At 74.2% G+C, this 21,733-nt stretch carries 18 protein-coding genes; 8 read left to right on the forward strand and 10 right to left on the reverse strand.

Features of this window, described 5'->3' with window-relative positions; all coding sequences use genetic code 11:
* The first annotated feature begins 148 nt into the window (after nucleotides 1-148).
* On the forward strand, nucleotides 149-2,566 hold the full coding sequence (locus DFQ13_RS14410; RefSeq protein ID WP_407643174.1) for a M14 family zinc carboxypeptidase: 2,418 nt from the start codon (nucleotides 149-151) through the stop codon (nucleotides 2,564-2,566).
* Nucleotides 2,567-2,680: 114 nt separating this feature from the next.
* Nucleotides 2,681-3,685, forward strand: a complete 1,005-nt coding sequence (locus DFQ13_RS14415; protein WP_110080202.1) for an asparaginase domain-containing protein — start codon at nucleotides 2,681-2,683, stop codon at nucleotides 3,683-3,685.
* Between the two features lie 19 nt (nucleotides 3,686-3,704).
* On the opposite strand, the gene DFQ13_RS14420 is transcribed toward DFQ13_RS14415, so the two are convergent.
* Nucleotides 3,705-4,268, reverse strand: a complete 564-nt coding sequence (locus DFQ13_RS14420) for a DUF3000 domain-containing protein (RefSeq protein WP_035282985.1) — start codon at nucleotides 4,266-4,268, stop codon at nucleotides 3,705-3,707.
* Between the two features lie 274 nt (nucleotides 4,269-4,542).
* Here DFQ13_RS14420 and hemE point away from each other — a divergent pair, with 274 nt between their 5' ends.
* Complete coding sequence (hemE, locus tag DFQ13_RS14425) at nucleotides 4,543-5,637, forward strand: uroporphyrinogen decarboxylase (RefSeq protein WP_110080514.1); 1,095 nt, start codon at nucleotides 4,543-4,545, stop codon at nucleotides 5,635-5,637.
* A 70-nt stretch (nucleotides 5,638-5,707) separates the two neighbouring features.
* Entirely contained in the window at nucleotides 5,708-7,114 is a 1,407-nt protein-coding gene (gene hemG / locus DFQ13_RS14430; RefSeq protein ID WP_233438409.1) for a protoporphyrinogen oxidase, read from the forward strand.
* 182 nt (nucleotides 7,115-7,296) lie between these two features.
* Here the strand turns inward: hemG and DFQ13_RS14435 are convergent, their stop codons facing one another.
* Nucleotides 7,297-8,232, reverse strand: a complete 936-nt coding sequence (locus DFQ13_RS14435; RefSeq protein WP_233438410.1) for a MerR family transcriptional regulator — start codon at nucleotides 8,230-8,232, stop codon at nucleotides 7,297-7,299.
* 41 nt (nucleotides 8,233-8,273) lie between these two features.
* On the opposite strand from DFQ13_RS14435, the gene DFQ13_RS14440 reads away from it, so the two are divergent.
* From DFQ13_RS14440 to DFQ13_RS14455, 4 genes are all read left to right on the forward strand, one after another.
* Nucleotides 8,274-9,011, forward strand: a complete 738-nt coding sequence (locus DFQ13_RS14440; protein ID WP_110080204.1) for a maleylpyruvate isomerase family mycothiol-dependent enzyme — start codon at nucleotides 8,274-8,276, stop codon at nucleotides 9,009-9,011.
* A 924-nt stretch (nucleotides 9,012-9,935) separates the two neighbouring features.
* Nucleotides 9,936-11,174, forward strand: coding sequence for a sigma-70 family RNA polymerase sigma factor (locus tag DFQ13_RS14445; protein ID WP_233438411.1), 1,239 nt, complete (start codon nucleotides 9,936-9,938; stop codon nucleotides 11,172-11,174).
* Between the two features lie 67 nt (nucleotides 11,175-11,241).
* A complete protein-coding gene (gene hemQ, locus DFQ13_RS14450) occupies nucleotides 11,242-11,934 on the forward strand; it encodes a hydrogen peroxide-dependent heme synthase (RefSeq protein ID WP_035282977.1) in 693 nt (230 codons plus the stop codon).
* Nucleotides 11,931-13,184, forward strand: a complete 1,254-nt coding sequence (locus DFQ13_RS14455; RefSeq protein WP_110080205.1) for a CoA transferase — start codon at nucleotides 11,931-11,933, stop codon at nucleotides 13,182-13,184. Before hemQ ends, DFQ13_RS14455 begins: the two co-directional genes overlap by 4 nt.
* A gap of 50 nt (nucleotides 13,185-13,234) precedes the next feature.
* Here DFQ13_RS14455 and DFQ13_RS14460 read toward each other — a convergent pair whose 3' ends face one another.
* The 8 genes from DFQ13_RS14460 to hisS all read right to left on the reverse strand — a co-directional run bounded on the left by DFQ13_RS14460 (nucleotide 13,235) and on the right by hisS (nucleotide 21,636).
* Nucleotides 13,235-16,402 carry a S8 family peptidase gene (locus DFQ13_RS14460; protein ID WP_110080206.1) on the reverse strand — a complete coding sequence of 1,056 codons (3,168 nt, stop codon included), beginning with the start codon at nucleotides 16,400-16,402 and terminating at the stop codon, nucleotides 13,235-13,237.
* A 142-nt stretch (nucleotides 16,403-16,544) separates the two neighbouring features.
* A complete protein-coding gene (locus DFQ13_RS14465; RefSeq protein WP_110080207.1) occupies nucleotides 16,545-17,015 on the reverse strand; it encodes a hypothetical protein in 471 nt (156 codons plus the stop codon).
* A 126-nt stretch (nucleotides 17,016-17,141) separates the two neighbouring features.
* Nucleotides 17,142-17,471, reverse strand: a complete 330-nt coding sequence (locus tag DFQ13_RS14470; protein WP_110080208.1) for a hypothetical protein — start codon at nucleotides 17,469-17,471, stop codon at nucleotides 17,142-17,144.
* Nucleotides 17,468-18,268: a DUF692 domain-containing protein gene (locus DFQ13_RS14475; RefSeq protein WP_110080517.1), complete on the reverse strand. Its 801-nt coding sequence runs from the start codon at nucleotides 18,266-18,268 to the stop codon at nucleotides 17,468-17,470. The genes DFQ13_RS14470 and DFQ13_RS14475 overlap by 4 nt, the downstream gene beginning before the upstream one ends.
* Before the next feature lie 36 nt (nucleotides 18,269-18,304).
* The gene (locus tag DFQ13_RS14480) at nucleotides 18,305-19,252 is read right to left on the reverse strand and encodes a TIGR04222 domain-containing membrane protein (RefSeq protein ID WP_181399985.1); all 948 of its coding nucleotides are present in this window, start codon (nucleotides 19,250-19,252) and stop codon (nucleotides 18,305-18,307) included.
* A 255-nt stretch (nucleotides 19,253-19,507) separates the two neighbouring features.
* Nucleotides 19,508-19,942, reverse strand: coding sequence for a peptide-methionine (R)-S-oxide reductase MsrB (msrB, locus tag DFQ13_RS14485; protein ID WP_035283038.1), 435 nt, complete (start codon nucleotides 19,940-19,942; stop codon nucleotides 19,508-19,510).
* A gap of 51 nt (nucleotides 19,943-19,993) precedes the next feature.
* The gene (locus DFQ13_RS14490) at nucleotides 19,994-20,335 is read right to left on the reverse strand and encodes a hypothetical protein (protein WP_035282965.1); all 342 of its coding nucleotides are present in this window, start codon (nucleotides 20,333-20,335) and stop codon (nucleotides 19,994-19,996) included.
* 35 nt (nucleotides 20,336-20,370) lie between these two features.
* On the reverse strand, nucleotides 20,371-21,636 hold the full coding sequence (gene hisS, locus DFQ13_RS14495) for a histidine--tRNA ligase (protein ID WP_110080518.1): 1,266 nt from the start codon (nucleotides 21,634-21,636) through the stop codon (nucleotides 20,371-20,373).
* Nucleotides 21,637-21,733: the final 97 nt, after the last annotated feature.

Below are 21,733 nucleotides of genomic sequence, written 5' to 3' on the forward strand. Positions count from 1 at the left end.
ACAACTGGCAACGGGTAAGGACCCGCGCTCCCCCCGCCCGTGACAGCGTCGCCTCCGGAGCCCTCACCGGACCCGGGGCTCCGGAGGGGAGTGCGCAGTGAGGGCATCGGTCAGGCGCGGGCGGACGGGCCTCGCGGTCGGGTTGGGGCTGGCGCTGGTCGCCGGTCTCAGCACGGTCGCGGCCACCACCGCCACCGCGGCGGACAACATCCTGCGGGCCGACCAGGCGGTCGCCCGCTCCTGCTTCGCCAAGCCCCTGCCGCCGGGCACCCGGGGGGTCGACCGGCGGGAGGTGACCGCAGGCGTCGACGGGCTGCTCCAGGCCCGGCTCACCGCGGCCGCCGCGGGCGCGGGCGACTGGGACCTGGCGGTGTTCGACCAGGTCAGCGGTGCGGTGCTGGCCGCGTCGGCCGGGCTGCGCGACGTCGAACTCGCCGAGGGGTTCGTCGCCGCGGGGCAGAAGCTGCTGGTGCAGGCCTGCCGCTACGGCGGCTCGACCCGCACGGTGAAGCTCGGCGTCGACTTCCTGGCGCTGACCCCGCAGGGCGGCCCGAGCGCCGCCCAGGTCGTGCGGGTGCAGACGCCGACCAGGGCGGACAAGGACACCCTGCTCGGCCTCGACCTCGACGTCACCGAGAAGGCCGACGCCACCGGGGTCGAGGTCGTGCTGGCCGACGACGCCGACCGCAAGACCCTCGCCGACAGCGGCCTGCGCAGCAGCGTCGTCCAGGCGGACCTCTCGGCCAGGTCCGTGGCCAACGCCCGGCAGGACCGGGCCTACGCCGCCAAGGCGCCCCGGTCGGCGCTCCCGTCCGGCCGCACGAGCTACCGCCACCTCTACGACTACCAGTTCGAGGCGAAGGAGCTGGCGCGGGCCAACCCCCGGCTCGTGCGCGCCTTCACGCTGCCCGAACCGAGCTGGGAGGGCCGCGACGTCGTCGGCCTGGAGATCGCCACCGGCCTCGACGCGCCGAACGACGGCAAGGCGGTCAACGTGGTCATGGGCGTGCACCACGCCCGCGAGTGGCCCGCGGGCGAGCACGCGATGGAGTGGGCCGTCGAACTGGTCAACGGCTACAAGGCGGGCGGGGCGACCAAGGCCCTCGTCGGCAAGACCCGCAACATCGTCGTCCCCGTCGTCAACGTCGACGGTTTCTCCATCTCCCGCGAGGCCGAGCCCAAGGGCGACTTCAGCCGCTTCGACTACGAGATGAAGCGCAAGAATTGCAATGTCAACGATTCGCCCGCGCAATTCCGCACCGGTGTGTGCGCGGCCAACCCCGCCGGTCGCACCCGCGGCACCGACCCCAACCGCAACTACGCGGGCTTCTGGGGCGGCGCGGGCGCATCGGCGAACTGGAGCAGCGACACCTTCCGCGGCGGCGGGCCGTTCTCCGAGCCGGAGACGCGCAACGTCCGCTGGCTCGTCTCCACCCGGCAGGTCACCAACCTGATCACCCTGCACACCTACTCGAACCTGGTCCTGCGCGTCCCCGGCGTCGCCGCCGTCCGCCCGCCGCTGGACGAACCGGTGTACAAGGCGCTCGGCGACCGGATGGCCTCCCGCAACGGCTACACCAGCCAGCCGTCCTGGGCCCTCTACGACACCACCGGCTCCACAGAGGACTGGTCGTACTTCGCCACCGGCGGCTTCGGCTTCACCTTCGAGATCGGCAGCACCGAGTTCCACCCGCCGTTCGAGACCGGTGTCGTCGCCGAGTACGCGGGCCTGGCCCCCGCGGCGGGCGCGGGCAAGGGCGGCAACCGGCAGGCGTTCCTGGACATGCTGGGCAACGCCGCCGATCCCGCCGCGCACTCCACGCTCGTCGGCTCCGCGCCCAAGGGCCACCGGCTGACCCTGCGCAAGGCGTTCCAGACCCCCACCTCGCCGGTGCTCAACCCCGACGGCACGGTCGGACCGCCGCTGTACGTCGCCGACACGCTTACCTCGTCGCTGGACTCCACCGGCGGCCGGTTTAGCTGGGCGGTCAACCCGTCCACCCGCCCCTACGTCGCGGGCCGCTACGGCCGCGACCCGAAGGGCCCCGCCCAGGCCCCCATCGCCCTGGCCAACCCTCCCGGCGTCCCGCCGCGCAACCAGGACTTCCCGAACGACCCCACCGCCGAGGTCATCCCGTTCCACGTGGACGGCCTGCCCGTGGTCGACAACGGGAAGCTGACCGTCTCCACGAGCTGGGCCACCGAGGGCACCGACTGGGACCTCTACGTCTACGACGCGGCGGGCAACCTGGTCTCCTCCTCGGCCAGCGGCGGCACCACCGCGGAGAACGCCGTGCTCTACGACCCGCCCGCCGGGGACTACACGGCGGTGCTGGTCAACTACGACCAGGCGGACCCGACCGCGCCGGACGACTACACCGGCCTGCGGGTGGAGTTCGCCTCACCGGTCCCCGCCACCTACGGGCCCAAGGAGCCCTACCAGTTGACCTGCGCGGACAAGCGCGGCCGGATCGTCGGCCTGGCCGACGTCTACGTCGACCGGGGCCAGACGGTCGACGTCGGCGAGGTCTGCTCCGGCACGGCGCGGGCGGGCAAGCGCCGCTGAGGTCACGGGCAGGCACCCCGCAGGGGTATATGTGGGGTGCCAGCCCGTCGCCCGGAGGTGCCCCCTGCCCGAGATCAACGCCCGCCCGCTCGACGCCGGGGCGGGGAACACCTGATGCCCCGCCTCCTCCTGCTGGCCACCGGCGACACCCTCGCCCAGCTCCGCCACAGCTCACCGCCCCGCATCGCCGACGGCGCCGAACTCCTGACCCGCGTCGCCGCACCCGAGGGCACCGAGGTGGAGGACGTGCGCGCCGAACCCTCCTGGGACACCAGCCCCGGCACCCAACTCCTGCTCGCCCGCCGCACCCGCAGCGCCCTACTCGACGACGGCTACGACGGCGTGGTCATCACCCACGGCCTCGACACGATCGAGGAAACGGCCTTCCTCACCGACGTCCTGCTGGGCCCCGCCGCCGACCTGGGCGCGGTCGTCCTCACCGGCGCCACCCGCTGCCTCGACGACCCGGCCACCGACGGCCCGATCAACCTCGCCGCCGCCCTCACCGCGGCGGCCGACCCGGTCACCCCCGGCCTCGGCGCGGTCCTGTGCCTGGACGGGGAACTGCACGCCGCCCGCCGGGCCCACCTCGCCGACACCACCCGCTCGCCATCGATCACCTCGGCACCGCACCCGCGCCTGGGCCACATCGCGGGCGGCCGGGTCGTGCTCACCGACGGGGCACCACCCCGGCCGCCGGTGATCACCGACCTGCCGGAGACGAACGTGGCACTGGTCAAGACGTACCCGGGGATGCCCACCTCGCTGCTGACCGCGGTCACCGACGCGGGGGCGCTCGGGGTGGTGGTCGAGGGGACCGGGCGGGGGAACGTGCCGGTGGAGCTGCTGATGCCGATCCGGGAGCTGCTGTCGTGGGACATCCCGGTGGTGGTGGCCTCCCGGGCGCACTCGACGGGGTCGGGGGATCGGGAGGTGGCTTCGTCGGCTGTGGGCGGGCCGCCCGGGGTGTTGGGGATGGACGCGGTGGACCTGGCCGGGCGGGTCGGTGCGATCAGTGCCTGCGGGTTGCGGCCTGCTCAGGCGCGGGTGGCGCTCATGGCCGCTCTTGCCTCTGGCGGGGGTGTTGCCGCGGCCAGGGCTTACTTCGCCGGTCTGTGAGCGGGGTTGAGCCTGGTGGTCAGTCGCCGTGGCGTTGGCTGAAGAGGGTGACGCCGACCGGGGGGAGGCCGACCACGCTGGCCATCAGGTCGCAGAAGGCCTCGCCGTGGGGGGCCAGGTCGGGGCTCCGGGGGGTCCAGGAGGCGCGCAGTTCCAGGTCGTCGGTGCGGGCGGGGCCCGCTATGTCGCCGAAGCGGGCTGAGGAGGTGTCGGTGACCGTTCCGCCCAGGGCGGTGAAGTCGGCCTCGGCGGCTGCCAGCGCGTCGGTGAGCCAGGACCAGCCGACGTTGGGCAGCAGGGGGTCGTCGGCGAGTTCGGCGTCCAGTTCGGCGCGGACGTAGGCGACCAACCGCAGCACCCCGTCCCAGGTCTCCTGGCCGTCGGGGTCGTGCAGGAGGATGAGCCTGCCGGTGGCGTGCACGTCGGCGGGGCCGGTGGCCTCGGCGGTCAGGGCGAACGCGTACGGTGCCAGCCGCTGCGGGGGCCGCACCTCGGCCAGCGTCAGTTCGGCCCGAGGCCGCAATGACTTCAGCGCCTCGACAGCCTGGACGAACAACTCAGGCGCAGTCGACGTTCCGGTCACGACTGGTAACTGTAGGACCACCCGAGTCGGTGAGGTCGTACGCCGCGCCGAGCGCCCCCGGCCCGTTTCCACCACCGTCAGTACAACTGTGCACCATCTGTCCCCTTTGTCACAGGAGCAACGGTCTTCTCGTCGTGCGCGGTCGAATGCCGGCGGGGGGCGCGCAAGTTCGGCTTTTCAACAGCGGGCAGACCCGGTGGGCCGGGTGGTGCCGCTGGTGGTGGGGGACCTCCGCGCAGAGCGGGGCGGGCGGGCGTGGGACGATGGGGAGGCGATGACTGAACTCATTCACCCGGCCTCGGCGCCCGCTGCCTGCCGCCGGGAACTCGTGGACGCTCCGTTCCTGGTGGCCGCTCGTGGGGGTGTGCCCCGGCGGGTGCCGGTGTGGTTCATGCGCCAGGCGGGGCGGTCGCTGCCGGAGTACCGGGAGCTGCGGGCCGGGACCGGGATGCTGGCCGCCTGCTTCGACCCGGAGATGGTCCGGGAGATCACGCTGCAACCCGTGCGCAGGCACGACGTGGACGCGGCGATCCTGTTCAGCGACATCGTGGTGCCCCTGGTCGCGGCCGGGGTGGACCTGGACATCGTGGCGGGCACCGGGCCGGTGGTGGCGCAGCCGATCCGCTCGGCCGCCGACGTCGCCGGGTTGCCCGAGCTGGACGCCGGGCAGGTCGAGCCGGTGGCCGAGGCGGTGCGGCTGCTGGTCGCCGCGCTGGGGGAGACGCCGCTGATCGGGTTCGCCGGGGCGCCGTTCACCCTGGCCTCCTACCTGGTCGAGGGCGGTCCGAGCCGCAACCACGAGCGGACCAAGGCGCTCATGTACGCCGACCCCGGGACCTGGCACGCGCTGCTCGACCGGCTCGCCGACATCGCGCTGACGTTCCTGCGCGCGCAGGTGGCCGCCGGGGTGGACGCCGTGCAGCTTTTCGACTCGTGGGCCGGGGCGCTGTCCCCGCGCGACTACCGCGAGTACGTGCTGCCGCACTCGGCCAAGGTCCTCGGCGGGCTCGCGGACGCGGGCGTGCCGCGCACCCACTTCGGCGTCGGCACCGGCGCCCTGCTCGGTGCCATGCGGGAGGCGGGCGCCGACGTCGTCGGCGTCGACTGGCGCACCCCGCTGGACGAGGCCGCCCGCCGCGTCGAGGCCGAGACCGGCCGGGGCGGTGTGGTCGTGCAGGGCAACCTCGACCCGGCCACCCTCTTCGCGGGCGACGACGTCGTCCGGCGCGAGGCGACCCGCATCGTGGACGAGGGCCGGGCGGCCGCGGGCCACGTCTTCAACCTCGGGCACGGGGTCCTGCCGGACACCGACCCGGACGTCCTCACCCGCCTCGTCACCTACCTGCACACCCTCACCCCCGGGAAGTGACTCGGTGACCGGCCGTCGCGGTGGGCCCGGTGGCGCGACTGGCGAAGCGGGGCGCGCGCCGCGAGTCGCCGTGGTGGGGGCCGGGATCTCCGGGCTCACCGCCGCGCACCGGCTGCGCGCCCTGCTCGGCCCGGCCGCCGAGGTCGTCGTCGTCGAGCAGGGCGACCGGGTGGGCGGCAAGCTGCGCACCGCCGAGGTGGGCGGGGTGCGGTACGACGTGGGCGCGGAGGCCTACCTGGCGCGCAGGCCGGAGGTCACCGACCTGCTCACCGAGCTGGGCCTCGCCGACCAGGTCGTGCACCCGGCCAAGGCGCGGTCCACCGTCCGCGCGGGCGGGGTCACCAGGCTGATCCCCGGCCGCACGGTGATGGGGGTGCCCACGGCCGCCGACGCCGTCGCCGACCTGCTCACCGACGAGGGCGCGCGCCGCGTCGCCGCCGAACCCGGGCTGCCACCGGTCGACTGGGACGGCGACGCCGCCCTCGGCGCCCTGCTGCGCGACCGCTTCGGCGACGAACTGCCGGACCGGCTGGTCGACCCGCTGCTCGGCGGTGTCTACGCGGGCAGCGTGGACGGCCTCGGCCTGCGCGCCACCATGCCCGGCCTGGCCAAGGCCCTCGACGACGGCGCCCCCTCGCTGACCGCCGCCGCTGCCACCGCCACCCCGGTGCCAGCCGGGGGACCGGTCTTCGGCACCGTCGCCACCGGCCTGGGCACCCTCGTCGACCGGCTCGTCGACTCCGCCGCGGCCGACCTGCGGCTGGGCGTCCCGGTGCGCGCGCTCGAACGCCGCGAGCACGGCTGGCGGCTGCACCTGGGCGCGGCGACCCCGGCACACGCCCCCGAGGACCCGGTGCTCGACGTGGACGCGGTCGTGCTGGCCGTGCCCGCACCCGCCGCGCGGCGCCTGCTGGCCGAACCGGTGCCCGCCGCCTCCGCCGCCTACGGGCGGGTCGAGGTCGCCTCGATGGCCGTGGTCGCCGTGGCGCTGCCCGGGGGCGCCGAACTGCCCGGCACCTCCGGGGTCCTGCTCGGCGCGGGCGAACGGCGGCTCGACGGCACCCGGTTCGCGGTGAAGGCCTTCACCTTCTCCGCGACCAAGTGGCCGCACCTGGCCGACCGCGACGTCGTGGTGGTGCGCGGGTCCGTGGGCAGGCACGGGGACCCCGGTGCCCTGCACGCCGACGACGACGAACTGGTCCGGCTGGTGCGCGCCGACCTCGTGGAGCTGACCGGGGTCACCGCCCCACCGGTCGACGCCGCGGTGACCCGCTGGGGTGGCGGGCTGCCGCAGTACGCGGTCGGGCACACCGGGCTGGTCGAGGAGATCGAACGCGCGGTTTCCCACCACCCCGACCTCGCCGTGGCAGGCGCAACCCTGCACGGAGTGGGCATCCCCGCGTGCGTCGCCACGGGCGACGCCGCCGCGCACCGGATCGCGACACACCTCGCCACCCGGGCCCACCCCGCCCGCTGACGCGGCGGCCTGGTCTGCCGGGCCTGCCTCGCCCGCACTGTCGGCGACGAGCGGTACCCGTCCTCGTTGAACGCCTTCCCCGCGGTGGCTCCCGGTCGGATGACCACGCGTCGGTCGTCGCGGTGCCGGTGGGCGGGGTGCGGTACCCGAGCGGGAGTGCGGGTTCGACCTGTTCGTGTCGTTCAGGGCGCCGACGCGGCCGGGGAGCCTCGGCTGACCGAGCGGTCCAGGGCGTCGAGCAGCCAGGTGTGCGTGACACCGACCGGCGCGGGTTCGCCGGTGATCTCGCCTGCGAGGTGCCAGTAGCGGCGCAACCGCGGGTGCCGGTCGGCGGCGGTGCGGCGGTTCAGCGCGCGCCGGAACCCCGGGGTGTCGCCGGTGCCCAGCGCGGCGGCGTGGGCCGCGACGAACAGGTCGAGTGCGGGACCCGGTTGCGGCCGAGCTCCGACCGCCACCTGCGGGAACGCCAGCTCGCAGGCCGCGCCGACGGCGGCGTGCAGGGCGCCGAGGTCGGCGATGCGGTCGTGGTCGACCAGCGTGCTGGCCCGCAGCCGGGTGGCCAGCGCGCGGTCGGTGGCGAGCAGCACCAGCTCGGCGTACGCGACGACCTGAGCCGGGGTCGGCAGCTCCGGCGGTCGCGGCGCGCTGATGTCGAGGAACATGCGGGCCGTGTCCGGCGGGATCGGGCCGGTGGTCATCGGGCGCCAGAGGCGGACGAGGACGTCGTGCGCGGCGAACCCGTCGGCCACCGCGCACAGCAGTTCGAGCCGGGCGGCGCGGTCGGTGGGCGGCGCCTCCTCGACCGCGCGGAGCACCGAGCGCCGCCAGGCCAGCGCCGCCACCTCGCGGTCGAGCGCGGCGCGCTCGGCGGCCACGGTGTCGGTGAGGGAACGCTGCCCGGTGAGGACGTCCGTGATCGACTTCAGGCCCAGCCCGAGCCCGCGCAGCCGCCGCACCAGGTTCAGGCGGCCGACCGCGGTCGGGTCGAACCGGCGGTGCCCACCGACGCTGCGCGCGGGCGCCAGCAGCCCCTCGTCGCAGTAGAAGCGGATCGTGCGGACGGGCACGCCGGTCCGCCGCGCCAGGTCGCCGATCCCGAGTGTGTCGCCGGTCACCATCGGTGGAATCTCCAGTCGAGTGGAGTTCCTACGGTACGACCATGGAAACCGCGCGACTTGTCCAGGGACTGCACGAGCACACCGCCGGGTTCGCGGAGGCGGTGACCGGCGCCGACCCGGAGGCCCGGGTGCCCACGTGCCCGGAGTGGCCGCTGCGGGTGCTGGTCGGACACATCGGCCAGGCGCACCGCTGGGCGGCGGACGTCATCCGGTCCGGGCCGACCCCGGTGCCGGACCCGTTCGACGCGGACCCCGGCTCGCCCGACGGGTGGTCCGACTGGCTGCACGAAGGCGCCGCGCACCTCACCGACGCGGTGCTGACCGCCGCCGAGAGTCCGGTGTGGACCTTCTTCGGCCCGCGACCGGCGGCGTTCTGGCTGCGTCGGATGCTCCACGACACGACCGTGCACCACGCGGACGCGGCGCTCGCCACGGGCACCGCGTTCGAGGTGGCGCCGGACCTCGCGGCCGACGCGATCAGCGAGTGGCTGGAGGTGCTGTCCGACCCGGTCGCGCCAACGCTGAAACCGGCCTTCTCAGCACTGCGCGGCACCGGCCAGACCCTGCTGGTCCACCCCGACACCGGCTCGGGCTGGCTGGTCACCCGCACCCCCGACGGCGTGCGGTGGGCACGTGCCGCGGACACCGCGGACGCGACACTGGCAGGCCCCGTCGGGGACCTGTTGCTGGTGCTCACCCGGCGGCTGCCTGCCGGTCGGATCACCATCACCGGCGACCGCGCCCTGGCCGACCACTGGCTGGCGCACACGGCGGCGTGAGCGCGGTGCCGTTCCGAAGCGCAAGGCCCCGTGCGCACCGATGCGGCGCACGGGGCACCACCCCGCCGACGTTCCCGGCCCCGTCCCGGTCCACCGAGCAGGCACGTGGCAGAACCCGATCGCCGGGCACACCGGCGAAGCGGCGGACCCCAGGGCAGGGCCACCCGGACCGCGATGCGCCCAGCGCACCACTGCCGGAACCCGCCTCGCCCGGACCCGCCTCGCCTGGTGGTGCCGCAACTTGGCTGGCCGGGTTGTGGTGGATTTCGCCGACCGGGTGCACCTGGTGCGGTGGCGCCCTGCCCGCCAGGCATGGACCCGCCTCGCCTGGTAGGGCCACAACCTGGCTGGCCGGGTTGTGGTGGACCTCGCCGACCAGGTGCACCTGGTGCGGTGGCGCCCTGCCCGCCAGGCATGGACCCGCCTCGCCTGGTAGGGCCACAACCTGGCTGGCCGGGTTGTGGTGGACCTCGCCGACCGGGTGCGCCCGGCGCGGTGGCGCCCTGCCCACCGGGCATGGACGCACCTCGCCCGGTGGTGCCGCACCAGGTGGTGCCGTATGTGGTCGGTCGGGGGCTCCCGTCGGGTGATGCGCCACACCCCGCCGTCGGGTGCGTCTCGCCCAGTGCCGCGCCCCCGGGCCGTCCAGGGCTCCGCCGGGTGGCGCGGCGATGCCTGGCGGGCTGCGGCGGCTCGGTGGTTCACCGCCCACAGGCCGGGGCATCCACGCGCACGACTCGCTGTGCAGTTGTGATTCTGTTTCGTTTCTCCTCCTGCGGGTCTCGGATCGGTGCTCGTCCTGTCACGGGTTCGTGGCCCGCTGTGAGCTTGCCCCGATCCCCCGGGGCTGTCGAACAGTTGTCCACAGGGGCAGTGTTCGATTGGGACGGGAACGGAATCGGGGTCGGTTGTCGTGAAGGTGTTATGAGCACCCCCGCCGAGGACGTGAGCATGACCGACGACCCCCTGCTGTCCGACGACGAGATCGAGGCCCTGCGGCGCGAGGACCTGCTCGAAGACCCCGAGCGGGCGACCCCCGACGAGTACCCCCGGTTGTGGAACCTCTCCGCCGGGTCGCTGTTCCGCGCGGTCATCCGGGCCAGGGACCCCAAGCCCCCGGAGTACGTCACGGTCCCGGTGGTGGCCGCGGACAGCCTGGAGTTGGCCGGGGCGATCTCGCAGTGGAACCTGCTGTGGGAGGCCGCCCAGTACCGCGGGCTGCTCGTCGGCGCGGACGAGCTGCCGGTCGAGTTGCGGCGGGTGGCCGGGAGCGGGGACGCGAACGTCATGTTCATCCCGCGCACCAGGACCCGGTACCACGAGTACGCGCCGCTGTTCCACCTGTTGCCGCGCCGCGCCGTGGAGCGGCACGGGTTGCCGCTGCTGGGCAGCGGGCAGTGGCCGTTCCTGGCGGAGTCGAGCAGCGTCGACCGGTACCTGCCCGCCGACTTCGAGGCGCGGTTGTCGCGCGCGTGGGCGGCGACCGTGTGGCGCCACCTCATGCCGGGTTCGCCGATCAGCGGGTTCACCCCCGTCGACCCGATCCGGCTGCTGGCGCACAACCTGGACTTCTGGCTGCCCCCGATCACGCGGGTGATGCAGGAGATCCTGCGCGGGTTGCCGGTGGTCGACAACGGTGTCCCGGCCGTGCCCCTGCCGCTGGCCGACGGCACCCTGACCGACGACGTGGTGCTGGCGAACCCGCGGGTGGGCGCCGACCTGTGGCGCGGTGAGGAGGACGCGGCGGAGACCGTGGTGCGCACGGTGGAGGCCGCCGACCACGACGGGAGGCTGCGCGGAATCCTGGAGGCGGTGCGGGCGAACCGGGTGGAGGACGACTTCAGCGAGCGGTGGACCTTCGCCAGGGAGGACTTCGAGCGCAAGCTCTACCGGAAGCGGTCGAAGGTCAAGGTGCGGTTCGTGGAGCTGACCGACACCATCCCGGTGCAGGGGCCGGAGACCGAGGTCGAGGACCGGGTGGTCTTCGGCGACTTCATGGCCCTGCTCGACGAGCGGGACCGGCAGGTCGTGGTGCTCCTGCGCAGCGGTTACACCAACCTGACCGAGGTGGCGGGCATCCTGGGCTACCGCGGTCACAGCCCGGTCTCCAAGCGGCTCAAGCGCATCCGCGAGCAGGCCGCGCGGTTCTTCGACGAGCGCTGAGCGCCGCGGTGGCGATCCTGGCCACCTGGGGCGGCGGGCCGGGTCGGGGGAGTGCGACGATGGGCGCATGTCGCGCCTCAACTACGCCGAGCTGAACGACACCATCCGGTACACCATGTGGTCGGTGTTCCGGGTCGACGCGGGCACGCTGCCCGAGGACCGGGCGGACGCCGCCGCGGAGACCACCGAGTACCTCGACGCCCTGGAGGGGAAGGGGGTGGTGGTGCGCGGGGTGTACGACGTGGCCGGGCTGCGGGCGGACGCGGACTACATGATCTGGTGGCACGCGGAGGCCGTCGAGGACGTGCAGGCCGCCTACACCGGTTTCCGCCGCACCGCGCTGGGCCGGGCGTCGACGCCCGTGTGGAGCCAGGTGGCGCTGCACCGGCCCGCGGAGTTCAACCGCAGCCACATCCCGGCGTTCCTGGCCGGTGAGGAGGCGCGCAAGTTCATCTGCGTGTACCCGTTCGTCCGGTCCTACGAGTGGTACCTGCTCCCGGACGAGGACCGCCGCCGGATGCTCGCCGACCACGGCAAGGAGGCCAGGGACTACCCCGACGTGCGGGCGAACACCGTGGCCTCGTTCGCGCTGGGCGACTACGAGTGGATTCTGGCGTTCGAGGCCGACGAGCTGCACCGCATCGTGGACCTGATGCGCCACCTGCGCGGCACCGAGGCGCGGCGGCACGTGCGCGAGGAGGTCCCGTTCTACACCGGCACCCGCGTGCCCCCGGCGGAGCTGGTCACCAACCTGCCGTGACCGGCGCGGGCGAGCGCGTCGTCGCGGGCCCGTTCCGGGTCGCGCACGCCGCCGCCTGGTGCGTGCGGCGGGTGACCGGGGCGGCGGCCGAGCTGTTGCGCGAGCGCGGCACCGACCCCGGTCCGGTGTCGGTCGACCTGCTGCACGCGGTGGAGTCGTTCCGCAGTGAGCGGCACCTGCTGGTCGACGGCGCCTCGCCCGGCCCGGTGTGGGCGCCGCTGTCGGGCGACTACCGGGCCGCCGACGGTTGGGTGCGGTTGCACTGCAACCACCCGCTCCACGAGGCGGCCGCGCGGTCGGTGCTCGGCGACGACGTCGCGGCCGGGGTGCTGCGGCGCCCGGCCGAGCAGGTCGCCGACCTGGTGCTGGCCGCCGGGGGCGCCGCCGCCGCGCTGCGGCCCGCCGCGCGGTGGCGCGGGCACCCGCAGGGGGTCGCGGTGGCGGCCGAGCCGCTGGTGGCGGTGGACCGGGTGGGCGACGGGTCCGCGCGCCCGCTGCCCAGGGCCGACCGGCCGCTCGCGGGCGTGCGGGTGCTCGACCTGACCCACGTCATCGCGGGCCCGGTGTGCGGGCGCACGCTGGCCGCGCACGGTGCCGACGTGCTGCACGTGGGTGCCGCGCACCTGCCCACCGCGCACCCGCTGGCCGTGGACACCGGGTTCGGCAAGCGCACCACCCACCTCGACCTGCGCGCCGAGGAGAACCGGGCGGTGCTGCGCGCGCTGCTGGCCGACGGCGACGTCCTGGTCCAGTCCTTCCGACCGGATTCGTTGGCCGCCAAGGGTTTCGGTGAGCGCGATCTGCCGCCGGGGGCGATCCTGGTCAGCCTGAGCGCCTACGGCCACAGTGGACCGTGGCGGACCCGGCGCGGGTTCGACAGCCTGGTGCAACTGGCCACCGGCATCGCGGCCGGGGCGGACGAGCCGGTCCCGCTGCCCGCGCAGGCCCTCGACCACGGCACCGGCTGGTTGGCCGCGTTCGGCGTGATCACCGCGCTGCGCAGGCGGGCCGTCGAGGGCGGCACCTGGCACGTGCGGGTCTCGCTGGCCCGCACCGCGCACTGGCTCGACGGCCTGGGCCGGATCGACTCCACCGAGCACGGCGGCCCGGTGGACGCGTACCTGTCCGAGGTGGACAGCGCGTTCGGGCGGCTCCGGCACGTGCGGGTCCCCGGTGGGTTGCCCGGGTCGCCGCCGCGGTGGGACAGCGCTCCCCGCACGCCGGGTGCCGACCCGGCCCAGTGGTGGTGACAGCGCGGGAGCGACCCACCCGGTCCGGGTGGGCCGCCCCCGTGCTGCGGTTACTTGACCTTGTACGCCCGGATCACGGTCTGCTCGACCGAGTTGCCGCGGTGGTCCTCGGCCGAGGCCCGCAGGGACACCGAACCGGCGCCCTTCGGGTGGTCGAGCACCACCAGCGACTTGGCGATCACCTGCGCCCGCGACCAGGTCTTGCCCTCGTCGTAGGAAACGTCCACGGTCAGCTTCTTCGCGAGGTCGGGCTGACCGGTCTCCCGCTCCAAGGACACCGGCAGGTAGTAGCGCCCGGACGGTGCCGCGTTGTCGGCGTCGAGCGCGCCGTGGAAGCGGACCGCGGAGAGCTGGATGGCTTCCTGCTCGGGGCTCGACCGGAAGGTCCACTTGGCGTCGACGTGCGTGGCGAAGCCGTAGGCCGGGTCGCGGTCGCCGGTCGTGGCCACCTCGAACGTGCCGGAGGCGTCGCCCACCTCGAAGACCCCGTACCCGCCCTCCGCGCTCTCACCGATGACCTTGCCGTCCTTGGACAGCGTCGTGGTGCCGGTGAAGTCGCTGAACCCGGAGTTGCCCGCGCCGTCGGAGACCAGGCCGGGACGCGCGAACAGGTAGTCGCCGCCCCGCAGGAACCCCGAGTTCGCGCCGGACTTCACGTCGGGCCCGAAGATCCCCACGTGCATCCGCCGCTCGGTGGTGCGGCCCGCCCGGAGGGTGAGCGGCGGGCTCCAGTACTCGACCGGCAGCGATCCCTCGAAGTAGGCGTTCACGGCCCACCGCACGCCGTCGTCGGTGTTGACGAACTGGGTCGTCCCGCTGAGCGACGCCGGGGAGATCAGGACGAACCCAGACGACAGGCCACCGGGGGTCGAGGCGTAGGCGCTCCACGACAGGGTGGCGTCCGGCGCGGTCTTGCCGAAGGTCGTCTTCAGCGTGGCCAGCTCGGCCGCCCGGGGGTGCCTGGTCAACCCGGTGGGGTAGTCGCCCGGGACGCCGTAGAACAGGTTGTAGAAGCCCTTGTCGCTGGTGTACGTGCCCTCGACAGCGGAGTCCACCGCGATGCCCTGCGGCTTCGGGCCCAGGCGCGCGGTGCGGATCGAGCTGAACGAGTCGACCAGGGTGAAGCTGCCGAAGCTGCTGCGCTCGGTCCTCGCCGTGAACCCGATCGCGCCGAGCCGCTGCTCCGCCCCGGCGTCGGGGACGGTGACGTCGATCGGCCTGGTGGTGCGGCTGTCGGCGACGACCGCGGTGTCCTTCGTGACCTCCAGCAGGGGCTGCACCACGGTCCGCAGGGTCCGGTCCGCCTCCGACGAGAAGAAGGCGTCGAACGCGTACCGGCCCTTGGGCACCCGCAGGGTGAAGGTGCCGGTGGGGCTGGCGCCGTCGTGGAAGCCGGGGTCGTCGTAGCCGAACAGGCTGGCGCTCGCGTCACCGGTCGGCTTGCCGTCGGGGCCGATCAGGGTCACCGCGACGTCGTAGCTCTCGACCTCCCGGTCGACGCCGACCGCGGTGCGGGTGGTCGTCCCGCCGCCGGTGGCCACGACGGAGCCGCCGAAGAGGCCGTCGACCGCGCCGACGCGGGTGTCCACGCCGACGGTGGCCGTCGCGGTGCCGCCCGCGGGGACGGTGAGCCGGGCCGGGGTGACGGTGAACATGCCCGCCGGGGCCGCCTTGCCGTCCGGGCCGACGACGTCAGCGGTCAGGTCCAGGGTGACCGGCTCGGTGCCGCCGTTGCGGTAGGTCAGCTCCCCGGTGGCGGGGGCGTCGTCGGCGTGCGGCCACACCGCGGTCGGGAAGCTGACCGACGTCGGTTCCGTGGTGACCCGCGCCGCCAGCGCGGCGGGCACGTCGACCCGGCCGGAGCCCTGGGCGAACGAGCTCAGGCCCGGGGTCGGCTTGGCCGAGCCGGTCAGCGCCGCCTTGAGCTGCTGCCCGGTCCAGTCCGGGTGCCGCTGGGCGAGCAGCGCCGCGGACCCGGCCACGTGCGGGGTGGCCATCGAGGTGCCCGACAGCGCGATGTAGCCGTCCTCGGCGGGGTCGCCGATGATCGCCTCGGCCGCCTTCGCCGCCACGATGTCCTCGCCCGGCGCGGTGATGTCCGGCTTCACGGCGCCGTCGACGCGCGGGCCGCGGCTGGAGAACTCCGACAGCGCGTCCTCGCGGTCGACCGAACCGACGGTCAGCGCGGCGTCGGCGCTGCCCGGTGAGCCGATCGTCTTGGCCGCGCCGCTGTTGCCCGCGGCGATGACGAACAGGGTTCCGGAACTGGCCGAGAGCCGGTTGACGGCCTCCTCCAGCGGGTCCACCTCGGGGGTGTCGTAGCCGCCGAGGCTCAGGTTGACCACGTCGGCGCCCTGCGCGACGGCCCACTCCATGCCCGCCACGATCCACGACTCCTGGCCGGAGCCGAAGTCGTTGAGCACCTTGCCGTCGAGGAGGTGCGCGCCGTGCGCGATGCCCCGGTACTTCGCGCCGGTGCCAGCGACGGTCGAGGCGACGTGCGTGCCGTGGCCGAACCGGTCCACGGCGTCGGCGGCGTCGCTGAAGTTGTGCTCGCCGACCTCGCGGCTCGCCAGGTCCGGGTGGGTCTGGTCGACGCCGGTGTCGAGCACGGCGACCGTCACCCCCTCGCCGGTCACCCCCGCCTGCCAGGCCTGCGGCGCGCCGATCTGCGCGGCGCTGCGGTCGAGGGTGGCGGTCACCTTGCCGTCGAGCCAGACCCGGCCCGTCGAGGCGAGCGCGCGCCAGGAACCCGCCAGCGCGGACTTGTCGGCGCTGAGCGCGCGGCCGTCCGAGGCGGGCAGGTCGCGCACGGTGCGCACCCCGGCGACCGCCGCGCGCGGCGCCGGGCCGGTGGTGATCAGCGGCAGGTCGCCGCGGCGGTTGTCGTAGCCCTGCTCGAGCAGGCCGGTGACGTCGAACAGCCGCGGGTCGAGCCTGCCCGAGGACAGCAGCGCCTGCGCGTCGGCCGGGACGACGTGCAGGTGGCCGCCCGTGGTGCGCACCCGGAACGCGACGTGCTCGCGCCCGGCGGCGGGCCGGACCTCGGGCCGGGCGTCCGGGCCTGCGAGGAAGACCTGGTCACCGCTGAGCAGGGTCACGGTGCGGGCCGGGTCGGCCGGGCCGGTGGCCGCCGCCGCGGGAGCGGCGGTGGCGGGCAGGCCTGCGAGGACGAGTGCCGCGGTGGTCGCGGCGAGTACTGGTGTGCGACTTCGCACGGGTACCTCCGGTCGTGAGCGGACAGGACCAAAGGACCGGATGACCGGTGATGAAAAAGATTCCCCCCGATATCGAGCCCCCTGTGGGAAAGAAACTATGCACTGGGGGAATAGTCCACAATCCGCCGTACGGTTGAACGGGTCAGCGGTTGGTGAGGTTGCCCGCGGCCGTCAGCCCGACCCGGCCCTGCACGCCCGCGGCGCCGCAGTCGGGACCGTTCGGGTACACCGCCGCCGGGGTGACCGTGGTCCGGAATTCGCGGTCACCGGCGGTCAGCGTGACTTCCAGCGGCTGCTCGCCCAGCCCGTCGACCTCGGCGAAACCCACCTGACCGCCCGTGGGCGCCACCTGCGCCGAGCAGACCCCGCCGGAGCACCCGCTCGCCCCGGTGCCGGTCGCCGGTTCCAGCGGCACGGGCACGTCCCGGCACCGCCCGTCGGCGCAGAGGGTCAGCAGCGCGGGGGTGTCGAGGACCGGTGCCCCGGGGTCCACCACGACGCCGATCCCGGTCCGGCCGCCGATGAGCGTGCAGGCGCGTTCACCGCCCCCGGGGCCGGAACCGCAGCCGGTCAGCGCGAGCAGGCAGAGGGCGACCCAGCAGAGGTGCCGCATCCAGTCCTCCCCGGTGCCGGTGCGCTGCGGTGTTCGAGCCCAAGCCGCAAGGTCACCCTACCGGGATTTCCAGGGAGGGGTCCCCGAATCGGTGCCGGGAAGCCATTCGGCCGAATACCAACGGGTTCAGCCCCGTCTCCCGCCCTGCCACCACCGGCGCTTCGGGCGGCGCGCTTCGACCCACGCGGCGAACGCGGCGGCGTCCTCCCGCGCCCGGGAGCCGTCGCGGCGTGGGTTCCCCCTGGCGTACTCGGCGAACAGCGGCGCGAAGTCCTCACCGCAGGACTCGGCGACCTCCGGGTCGATCAGGGCGACCACGCGGCGGCGCTTGGCCAGCAGGGCATCCGCCTCCACCCGCAGCGCCTCGGCGTCGAACCCGGCGGGCGCCGGGCCGTCGGCCAGCAGCGCCGCCAACAGCTCCGCCTGCCGCGCGGCCAGCCGTTCGCGCGCGCTCACCCGGCCACCACGGCGCGGATCGCGGCCAGTTCGGCGGCGAGTTCGGCGTCGGCGGGGTAGCGGTCGTCGCGCTCCAGGAGCACCCCGGGCGGCGAGACCCGGCGGCACAGCTCGCCCAGCAGCTCCAGCACCTCCGGCGGCACCGGGTGCGCGTGCGTGTCGTGGTAGACCCCGTCGCGCACCACCCCGCCCGCGACGTGCACGTAAGCCAGGCGCTCCAACGGAAGCCCGTCGAGCAGCGCCACCGGGTCCTCACCCAGGTTGCGGGCGTTGGCCCACATGTTCGCCACGTCCAGCAGCAGCAGGCAGTCGGTGCGCTCGGTCAGCTCGGTGAGGAACTGCGCCTCGGTCAGCTCGGCGTCCGGCCAGCGCAGCAGCGCGGCGATGTTCTCCAGCGCCAGCGGCACCCCGAGCCCGGCCTGCGCGGTCTTCACGTTGTCCACCAACACCTCCAGCGCCTCGCGGGTGCGCGGCACCGGCATCAGGTGACCGGAGTCCAACCCGCCCGCGCGCACGAAGCACACGTGGTCGCTGACCATCGGGGCGTCCAGCATCGCGGCCACCTCGGCGAGGTGCTCAACCCGGGCGGGGTCGACCGGGTCGGCCCCGCCCAGGGACAGCGAGACGGCATGGGGGAGCACGGGAACCCCGCGCCCGCGCAGGATGCGCACCGACTCCGGCAGGTGGTCGCGGTGCAGGTTCTCCGCCACGACCTCCACGAAGTCGACACCCGGCAGCCGCTCCACGGTCAGGTCGATCTCCGACCGCCAGCCGATGCCGATCCCCAGCTCTCCCATGCCGCCCATTGTGCCCCTCCCCGTGACGTCCGCGGGTCAGCCGCCGCAGCCTCCCCCGCCGCAGCCACCGCCACCGCAACCGCCACTGCCGCCCGAGCTCGCGCAGCCGCTCCCTCCACCGCTGCCGAAGCCCGTCGTCGACCCGGCGTCGGAATAGCTCCACGTCGAGTTCGACCCGGCCGCACCCGCGACGCCGCCGTAGGACTGCGCCGCCACCAGCTTCAGCTCCAGAACGGAGCTGATCTCGGCGTCGGGGAACGCCGCCAAGCCGCCGAACGCCACCAGGCCCGCGACACCACCGAGCAGCGCCGCACCCGAGTCCTCCCCGACCCGCACGGCCCCGGCCTCCGCCAGCACCCGCTGCCCGGCGTGGGTCGTCGTCGGCAGCGGTCGCCTGGCCAGCACGACCCAGGTGAGCAGCGTGACCGCCAGGAACAGCAGCAGCCACCCGAAGGGGCGCCCACCCGCCGCCCCCGCGACCAACCGCACCACCCCCACCGCGAACAGCAGACCGAGCGCCAGCACCGACCCCACCCGGTACCGCGGGCCCTGATCGACCAGCAACCCCTTGCCGGTCAGCGCCGCGCGGACATCGTCCACCGCGCCGCTCCGACCCACCTTGTCGATCAGGACCCGCACCGTCCGATGCCGGAAGCCCCCGGCATCCGACAGCAGCGCCCGGTCCACCCGGTTCGCGCTGGTGGCCCCCGCCACCACCTGGACCTGCCCGGAGCGGCTGGGCCGCACCAGGCCCCCGTCGAGCAACCGCGCCAGCGCCGTCTCCGCCACCCGCCTCGGGCCGCCCGCCAGGTAGGCCAGCTCGTCGAGCGTCAGCAGGCTGTGCGGTGAGGCGTCGGCCGAGGTGCTGCGCGGGCCGGAGCGGGCGATGAGCCGCACCGCCACCCAGCACAGCACCGCGACGGCGAAGGCGACGGCGTAGCCGCGCAGGAAGTCAGGTCCGGTGATCCCCCACGTTTCTCCCATGTCGATCCCCCCTGCCCAGGGAAGTGGTCGAACCCGGTCGCCCACCCGCATCGGTCAACGCCCGAGTGGTGCCCTTTCCCTTGCCGTTCCACCGGTTCGTGCGATCCGGCGGTGACCCATGCTCAACCCGGTGTGAGCGCGGGCACAAGGTGACTTGAGCAAGATTTAAGGGGCACGTGAGATGGATTTAGGCTTTCCCCGAAAGCACCGATCCCGCGCCCGGGGACCGGACGCGGGATCGGTGGACGGCTGCGCTCAGCCGGTCGGGTTCCCGTCCTCGACCAGGCGCAGGGAGATGCTGTTGATGCAGTACCGCTGGTCCGTCGGGGTGGGGTAGCCCTCGCCCTCGAAGACGTGGCCGAGGTGGCTGTGGCAGCTCGCGCACAGCACCTCGGTGCGGACCATGCCGTGCGCCCGGTCCTCGCGCAGCACCACGCTCTCCCCGGCCAGCGGGGAGAAGAACGACGGCCACCCGCAGTGCGACTCGAACTTCGCGTCGCTGCGGAACAGCTCCGCCCCGCACGCCCGGCACTCGTAGACGCCGGTGGACTTGGTGTCGGTGTACTCACCGGTGAACGCGGGCTCGGTGCCCGCCTGCCGCAGCACCGCGAACTCGCGCGGGTCGAGCTGCGCGCGCCACTCCTGCTCCGACTTGACCACCCGGGGGGTGGCCCCGACGACGGGCTTCATGCCGACCACGATGTGTCTCCTCCAAGTTCCCGGTCGCAAGTCCTCGGCCGCTCAGCCGAACAGCACACCCAGGATGAACACCAGCGCATCCCAGGCGGCGACCACCACTCCCAACAGGATCAGGGCCACCAGGATTCCCGCCGTGAGCCGGTGGTGCCCGCCGAGCCGGTTCGCGCCCTCGGCGAAGTCGCGCACCCCGCCCAGGTAGCCCTCGACGGTGTAGCCGGGGCGCACCTTCTCCACCCGGTCGAGGTGCTCGGCGAACGCGCGCGCCTCGGGGTCGGCCGGGTCCAGCCCCACGAGGTCGTCGTGGAAGCGGTCCTGGCGCCCGGTGTCCGCCCCGGGGCGGCGGTCGTCCTCGGACGACGCGCCCTGGGTGCCTGTCGAGACCATGCTCCGAGGGTAGCTCGGCAGCGGCGAAATGTCGGCTACCCGTCGCCCAGAGCACGCAGCTCAGGCGTGTCCCCGGTGTCGGCGCGCAGGTGCGCGAAGGAGGTGAAACCCCACTCCTGGAGCCGTCCGAGCTGGGCGCCGAACTTCCCGCGCCTGCGGACCGGGGACACCGCGGTCCCTTCGGCGCGCAGTTGCCTGGCGAGGCTCGTCACCCTGGTGAGCGGCACGTCCGCCTCGTAGAGCACGGCGACCGCCGCGGTGCGCGGACCCGCGTCGATCAGGTCCACGATGCGCTCGAAGCCGATGGAGAACCCGCAGGCCGGGACGTCCTTGCCCAGCGAGCGGCCGACCAGCCGGTCGTAGCGCCCGCCACCGGCCACCGAACCGGACGACGCCGGGTGGGTGATCTCGAAGATCTGGCCGGTGTAGTAGCCCATGCCGCGCACCAGCGTCGGGTCGAACTCCCAGCTCACCGGCCTGGTCCCGGCCAGCGCGGCCAGGGCGTCGGCGGTCTGCGCCAGGTCGGCGACCACCTCGTCGGGCAGGCCGGGGACGGTGTCGGCCAGGGTGTCGCCCAGCTTCGCCGGGTCCACCCCGCGCAGGCCGACGATGGTCTCCTGCAACCGGTCGATGCGGGCGGTGTCCAGGCCGCGCTCGGGCAGCTCGGCGCGCACGCCGTCCCAGCCGATCTTGTCCAGCTTGTCCAGGGTGATGAACAGGCCGGTCCACGCCTCTTCCGGCAGGTCGGCGGCCCTGGCCAGGGCGGAGAGGAACCGCCGGTCGGAGACCCGCACGGTGGTGCCGCCCAGGCCCGCGGCGGCCAGCGCCTCGGTCGTCGCCTCGATCAGCTCCACCTCGGCGAGCACGCTCTCCTCGCCGATCATGTCGATGTCGCACTGGTTGAACTGGCGGTAGCGGCCCTTCTGCGGGCGCTCGGCGCGCCAGACCGGGCCGAACTGGAACGAGCGGAACGGCGTCGGCAGCGTGGCGTGGTTGTTGCCGTAGAAGCGGGTCAGCGGGACCGTGAGGTCGTAGCGCAGCCCCAGGTCGACCAGGTCCTTGACCTCGGTGCCCGCGGCGACGGTCTCGTCCAGGCCGCGGCGCAGCACCCGGTAGATCAGCTTCTCGTTCTCCCCGCCCTGACCGCCGGAGAGCCGCTCGATGCCCTCCAGGGCGGGCGTCTCGATCCGCTGGTAGCCGAACCGGTGGTAGACCTCCGTGATGGTGGCCAGCACGTGGTCGCGCACGGCCACGGTCGCGGGCAGCAGGTCACGGGTGCCCCTGGCGGGGCTGTTGTCCATCTTCACCGGGTGGTTTCCTCGCTCGGAAGTCGTGTGCGTAACGCTCACGTGCACTTTAGCGAGGCCGCGCCAGTTTGTTTCCGCAGGCTGAGGTCGT

Origin of the sequence: Actinokineospora spheciospongiae, from assembly GCF_003182415.1 — a bacterium.
Taxonomy (GTDB): Bacteria; Actinomycetota; Actinomycetes; order Mycobacteriales; family Pseudonocardiaceae; genus Actinokineospora; species Actinokineospora spheciospongiae.